General features: G+C 66.9%; 5 protein-coding genes. All 5 read right to left on the bottom strand.

The window, feature by feature from the left end:
* Positions 1–136, bottom strand: a 136-nt coding sequence (locus F9K34_RS18115) for a glycerol-3-phosphate acyltransferase (RefSeq protein ID WP_291338507.1), incomplete at its 3' end; no start/stop codon positions are given.
* A gap of 1 nt (position 137) precedes the next feature.
* Positions 138–1,430, bottom strand: coding sequence for a dihydroorotase (gene pyrC, locus F9K34_RS18110; protein ID WP_291338506.1), 1,293 nt, complete (start codon positions 1,428–1,430; stop codon positions 138–140).
* 67 nt (positions 1,431–1,497) lie between these two features.
* Complete coding sequence (locus F9K34_RS18105) at positions 1,498–1,641, bottom strand: hypothetical protein (protein WP_291338505.1); 144 nt, start codon at positions 1,639–1,641, stop codon at positions 1,498–1,500.
* Positions 1,638–2,096 (bottom strand): hypothetical protein, encoded by a 459-nt coding sequence (locus F9K34_RS18100; protein WP_291338504.1) that lies wholly within the window; start codon positions 2,094–2,096, stop codon positions 1,638–1,640. The genes F9K34_RS18105 and F9K34_RS18100 overlap by 4 nt, the downstream gene beginning before the upstream one ends.
* Positions 2,097–2,139: 43 nt before the next feature.
* Positions 2,140–3,102, bottom strand: coding sequence for an aspartate carbamoyltransferase catalytic subunit (locus tag F9K34_RS18095; RefSeq protein WP_291338503.1), 963 nt, complete (start codon positions 3,100–3,102; stop codon positions 2,140–2,142).
* Positions 3,103–3,152 lie beyond the last annotated feature (50 nt).

The raw sequence follows: 3,152 nt of genomic DNA, 5'->3' as shown, positions 1-3,152 counted from the left end.
TGCCGGAACCGATCTGCCTGAGGTCGCCGAGACCCATGAGTCTCGTCACGACGACCCCGAAGGGGATCGAGCCCAGCAGGTAGCCCAGCACCGCCGTCAGGAGCAGCGCCGCCGCGCCGGTTGTGATTTCGGGCACGTCAAGCCTCCCCGCCGAAAACCCGGACGCCGCCGACCCAGGTGCCGATGACGCGCCCCTCCATCCGCTGCCCGTCGAAGGGCGTGTTCTTCGACTTGGAGCGCAGCTTGAAGCGGTCGAGCACGAAGGGCGCGTCGGGATCGAAGAGCACGAGGTCGGCGGGCGCGCCGACCGCGAGCCGCCCCTGCGGCAGGCCGAGCCGCCTTGCGGGGTTGAGCGCCATCGCACGAAAAAGCTGCGGCAGGGTCATGTGGCCCGCGTGGTGAAGCCGCAGCGCTGCCGGCAGGAAGGTCTCCAGGGCCACCGCCCCCGAGGCGGCTTCCTCATAGGGCAGGCGCTTCGATTCCTCGTCCTGCGGCGTGTGCATGGAACTGATGATGTCGATCAGGCCCGAGGCCACCGCCTCCACCGTGGCCAGACGGTCGTCCTCGCTCCGTAGCGGCGGCTTGACCTTGAAGAAGGTGCGGTAGTCGCCGACGTCGAACTCGTTGAGCGTGAGGTGGTGGATCGAAGTCCCGGCCGTCACGTCGAAACCGTTCCGCTTGGCGCGCTCCAGGGGCGGCAGGGCGCGGGCCGTGGTGATCTGATCGAAGTGGTACCTGACCCCGGTCATCTCGATCAGGCCCATGTCGCGGTCGAAACCGATGCGCTCGGCCATGGGGGAGACGGCGGGCAGTCCGCGGAGGCTCGCGAACTTGCCGGAGGTCGTTGCCGCGCCCTGCGACAGGCCCGGCTCCTGCGGATGGCCCATGACGAGGGCGCCCAGCGATTTCGCGTAGGTGAGCGCGCGGCTGAGAACCTTGGTGTCACAGACAACATGGTCGCAATCCGTAAAGGCGATGGCGCCGGCGTCAAGGAGGAAGCCGATCTCGGTCATCTCGCGCCCCTGCCGCCCCTTGGTCAGCGCGGCCATGTGGCGGATGCGAACGGGGCTCGCCTCGGCCGCGCGGCGGGTGACGAATTCCAGCACCTCGGGCGTGTCGATGGCGGGGTTGGTGTCGGGCCGGGCGATGATCGTGGTCACACCCCCGGCGGCGGCGGCGAGACCGGCGGAGCGGAACGATTCCTTGTGCCGCTCCCCCGGTTCGCCGATCTTCACGCCGAGGTCCACGATGCCGGGGGCGAGGCAGCGGCCCTCGCAGTCCACGACCTTTCCTGCGGGGAAGGTGTCAGCCTTTTCAACGGGTTGCGTTAAGATTTCGGTAATCTTTCCGTCGGCGACGACAAGCGTGCCGAGGGTCTCGGTCAGCGCCTCGGGGTCGATCAGGCGGGCATTGGTGAGGAGGGTGGTCATTGGGCCGCGTCCTGTCGTTTGATATTGGTAGGATGGGCAATATTGCCCAACCTACGGTTTCGATATGTCACGCCATCACCCCCACGGCCCTTGCCCCGCGCTCCGCCCACAGGTTCCGCGCCGGAAGGTCGATGGAGTTCGTAAGCGCGCCGAGGGTCTCGATCAGCGCCTCGGGGTTGAGCAGGCGGGCGTTGGTGAGGAGGGGGATCATGTCGGCACAGTCTGATCGGTGGCTGGAAACGGTTCGGTCCCCGCCTTGGCGTAGGTTTCGATGAACCAGCGCCTGATATCGGCGGGCTGTGAATTGAATCGAATGCGCCGGCCGTCTGCTGCGGTGAACATGAGGGATTTGTTGCTCGCGGCATATCCGGGCATCAGTGTGGTTCCGGCACGTTCAAGCGCGCGCATTTCGAGCGGACCGAGAAGCGGCGCCTGAAGCGCGAGAACGCGGCGGTCCGTCAAGGCGTAGCGCTCGCGCCGAATTCGGACCGCCCAGACCAGGAACGCCGCGACCGGCGCCGACATCAGAGGATGTATCTGGGCAGTGACGGCTACCACCACGCCAAGCCCGACGATGAGCCGAGCGTTCTCCGCCCGCCCCTCCCACAGGAGCCGTTCGCCCGGCATAAGTCTTGAGAACCAGATGCCTTTCTCGCCCATGGTCATCCCCCGCGCCCGGTCATGTGACGTACTGCGCGTTCAGATGGCTTCACACCATCACCCCCACCGCCTTCGCCCCCCGCTCCGCCCGCAGGTTCCGCGCCAGCAGGTCCATGCAGGCCATGCGCACCGCGACGCCCATCTCCACCTGGTCCTGGATGACGCTCCGGTTGATGTCGTCCGCCAGTTCCCCGTCGATCTCCACCCCCCGGTTCATCGGTCCGGGGTGCATGACGATGGCATCGTCCTTCGCCAAGCCGAGCTTCTCGGCGTCGAGGCCGTAGCGGTGGTAATACTCCCGCTCGGACGGGATGAAGCCGCCGTCCATCCGTTCCTTCTGAAGCCGCAGCATCATCACCACGTCGGCGCCCTCAAGCCCGGCCTTCATGTCCTCGAAGACCTCGCAGCCGAACTCTCCGATGCCGGCGGGCATCAGCGTCGGTGGGCCGATCAGGCGGATTCGGTTTTCCATCTTGCCGAGCAGGATCAGGTTCGACCGCGCCACGCGCGAATGCGCGATGTCGCCGCAGATGGCCACGGTCAGGCGCTGGATGCGGCCCTTGGCGCGGCGGATGGTCAGCGCGTCGAGCAGAGCCTGCGTCGGGTGCTCGTGCCGCCCGTCGCCGGCGTTCAGCACGGCGCAGTTGACCTTCTGCGCCAAGAGGTCGACCGCTCCGCTCGCCGGGTGGCGCACGACGAGGAGGTCCGGGTGCATGGCGTTCAGAGTGAGCGCGGTGTCGATCAGCGTCTCGCCCTTCTTCACCGAGGAATGGGCGACCGACATGTTCATCACGTCCGCCCCAAGCCGCTTGCCGGCAAGTTCGAAGCTCGCCTGCGTCCGGGTGGAGGCCTCGAAGAACATGTTGATCTGGGTCATGCCCGCCAGCGCGTCGGCGTGCTTGACCGTGCGCCGGTTCAGTTCGACATATTTCTCGGAGAGGTCGAGGACGCTGCGAATCTCCTCCGGGGCCAGATGTTCGATCCCCAGAAGGTGGCGCGCGCGGAATGTCATGAAGGCCCCCGGTCCCCGGCTCAGGCCGCTTATGGCAAAGGATTGGGGGG

Source organism: Albidovulum sp., from assembly GCF_008933605.1.
Classification (GTDB): Bacteria; Pseudomonadota; Alphaproteobacteria; order Rhodobacterales; family Rhodobacteraceae; genus Albidovulum.
This window is presented reverse-complemented; position numbering and strand designations above follow the sequence as displayed.